Annotated in this window: 1 protein-coding gene and 1 pseudogene; both read left to right on the top strand. The window is 66.5% G+C overall.

Annotation, left to right across the window (positions count from 1 at the left end; all coding sequences use genetic code 11):
• Window positions 1-203 precede the first annotated feature (203 nt).
• Window positions 204-1,722, top strand: a pseudogene (gene istA, locus AC0L30_RS42650) (IS21 family transposase).
• 11 nt (window positions 1,723-1,733) lie between these two features.
• The gene (gene istB / locus AC0L30_RS42645) at window positions 1,734-2,477 is read left to right on the top strand and encodes an IS21-like element helper ATPase IstB (protein ID WP_473406760.1); all 744 of its coding nucleotides are present in this window, start codon (window positions 1,734-1,736) and stop codon (window positions 2,475-2,477) included.
• Window positions 2,478-2,737 lie beyond the last annotated feature (260 nt).

The following is a 2,737-nucleotide window of genomic DNA, read 5'->3' as shown; positions in this document are numbered from 1 at the left end:
TGCGGATTCCGATCGATGTCGCCCAGGATTCCGAGATGATCTCGCCCACCATTCCGATTTGAAGTCGCCCACCCGTTCCGAAATGATGTCGCCCACCATTCCGGGATGATGTCGCCCGGGTGACGAGGCCTCTTTTGGCTCCCATAGGGTCAACTCTTTCGGCTTTGCGAAGGGGACCCTGGATGCCGACGGAGAGGCTTGCGATGCGCCGTGTGCGCGATGTGATCAGAATGAAGGCGGCCGGGCTGCCGAGCCGCGAGATTGCGCGACGGGTGGGCGCGGCGCCCTCGACGGTGCGCCTGGCGCTCCGGCGGTTCGCGGCCGCGGGCTTGAGCTGGCCGTTGCCAGACGACGTCACCGACACGGTTCTGGAACTTCGCCTGTTCGCGAAGACCGGCAATGGCAACCGTCAGGGTCACCGCCGCATCGCCGAGCCCGACTGGGCGACCGTGCACCGCGAGCTCAAACGCAAGCACGTGACGCTGTCGATCCTGTGGGAGGAATATATCGCCACCGGGCCCGGCGGATACCGGTACTCGCGCTTCTGTGAGCTCTACCGCGCCTGGGAGGGCCGCCTGTCGGTGACGATGCGCCAGGCCCATGCGGCCGGCGACAAGTTGTTCGTCGACTATGCCGGCGATGGCGTGCCGGTGGTGGTCGACCGCCTGACCGGTGAGCGCAGAACGGCGCAGATCTTCGTCGCGGTGCTCGGCGCATCGAGCTTCACCTACGCGCAGGCGACGTGGACGCAGGGGCTCGCCGACCGGATCAGCGCCCATGTTGGCGCCTTCGCGGCGATCGGCGGCATACCGGCGCTGGTGGTGCCCGACAACACCAAGGTCGCGGTCATTAAGGCGAGCCTGTACGACCCGCAGATCAATCGTACCTACGCGGAGATGGCGGCGCATTACGGCACCGCCATCTTGCCGGCGCGGCCGCGCAAGCCGCGCGACAAGGCCAAGGTCGAGCAGGCCGTCCTCATCGTCGAGCGCTGGCTGCTCGGCCGCCTGCGCCATCGCACCTTCTACAGCCTGGCCGAGGTCAATGCGGCGATCGGCGAACTGCTCACGAGGCTGAATGAGGAACGGCCGATCCGGCGGCTCGGCGTGACACGCCGCCGGTTGCTCGAGGAGGTCGACCGGCCGGCGCTCAAGCCATTGCCGGCGTCCCCCTATGCCCTCGCCGAGTGGCGGATCCGCCGCGTCAGTCTCGATTACCACGTCGAGGTGGAGAAGCATTACTACAGCGTTCCGCATCGCTTCGCCCGCGCCGAGGTCGAGGTGCGGTTCACGGCCCGTACCGTCGAGATCTTCCACAAGGGCGAGCGGATCGCCGCGCATCAGCGCATGAGCGGCAATCACAAACACACCACCGTGCCCCAGCCATCGGCGCTACGCCGGCTGGACCATCGCGCGTATCCGCCAGGACGCCGCCGCGATCGGGCCGGCGACCAGCGCGTTGTGCGACCTCATTCTCGACGAGCGCTCGCACCCCGAGCAAGGCTTCCGCGCCTGCCTCGGCATCCTCAGGCTCGCCGCCTCCTATGGGCGCGAACGGCTGGACGCCGCGGCTGCGCGGGCAATCGACATCGGCGCGCGCACCTATGGCTCGGTCAAGTCGATCCTCGCCAACAATCTCGATCGGCGTTCTGCTCACCAGCGTTCCGCGGACGATGCGCCGATCCTGCATGCCAACATCCGCGGACCGCGCTACTACAATTAGGAGATCATCCCTTGCTCACCCATCCGACCCTCGACCGCCTCAACGCCCTCGGCCTCCACGGCATGGCCAAGGCCTTCGCCGACATCGAAGCCACCGGTGAGGCCGCAAGCCTCGGTCACACCGAATGGCTTGCGCTGCTGCTCGAACGTGAAGCCTCGCTGCGGCACGACAAACGGCTCGCCACTCGCCTGCGCTACGCCAAGCTGCGCCAGCAGGCGTGCGTCGAGGACATCGACTACCGCACCCCGCGCGGTCTCGACCGCCCGCTGTTCGCTAAGCTTGTCGAGGGCCGCTGGATCGACGACCACGTCAATCTCCTGATCTGCGGCCCGGCCGGCGTTGGCAAGAGTTGGCTCGCCTCGGCGCTCGGCCACAAGGCCTGTCGCGACAATCGCTCCGTGCTCTATCAGCGCGTCCCGCGACTGTTCGACGATCTGGCGCTCGCCCGCGGCGACGGCCGCCATCCACGCCTGTTGCGCGGCCTTGGCCGTGTCGATCTGCTGATCCTCGATGATTGGGGACTCGAGCCGCTCGACGCCGGTGCCCGTCACGACCTCCTGGAAATCCTCGAAGATCGCTACGCTCATCGCTCCAACATCGTCACCAGCCAGCTCCCCGTGGACCAGTGGCATCTGCTCATTGGAGATCCCACCTATGCCGACGCCGTGCTCGATCGCCTCGTCCACAATGCCCATCGGCTCGACCTCACCGGTGAGAGCCTGCGCCGAACCCGGCAATCCGCCCGAAAGACCTGAGCCCGTGGCGCTGTGGACATGCCGCTGCGCTTGGACAACGCAATCGCGTTGCCCACATGCCCACAGCAACCGCAGAAGAAGAAAAACAGGTTGAAGTCGCGATTCCAGATTGACCACGCGGCTTGACCGATGCCAGAGAACCAGCCGGCCAGAACGCCTCGCCGCTGGGCGAGATCAAATCGGAAAGGTGGGCGACATCGTCTCGGAATCCACGGGCGACTTCATATCGGTACGCCTGGGCGACTTCGTCGGAATCCGCA

The organism is Bradyrhizobium sp. MI1.11, assembly GCF_055811255.1.
The sequence above is the reverse complement of the archived record's forward strand: the minus strand, read 5'-3'. Positions and strand labels throughout refer to the sequence as shown.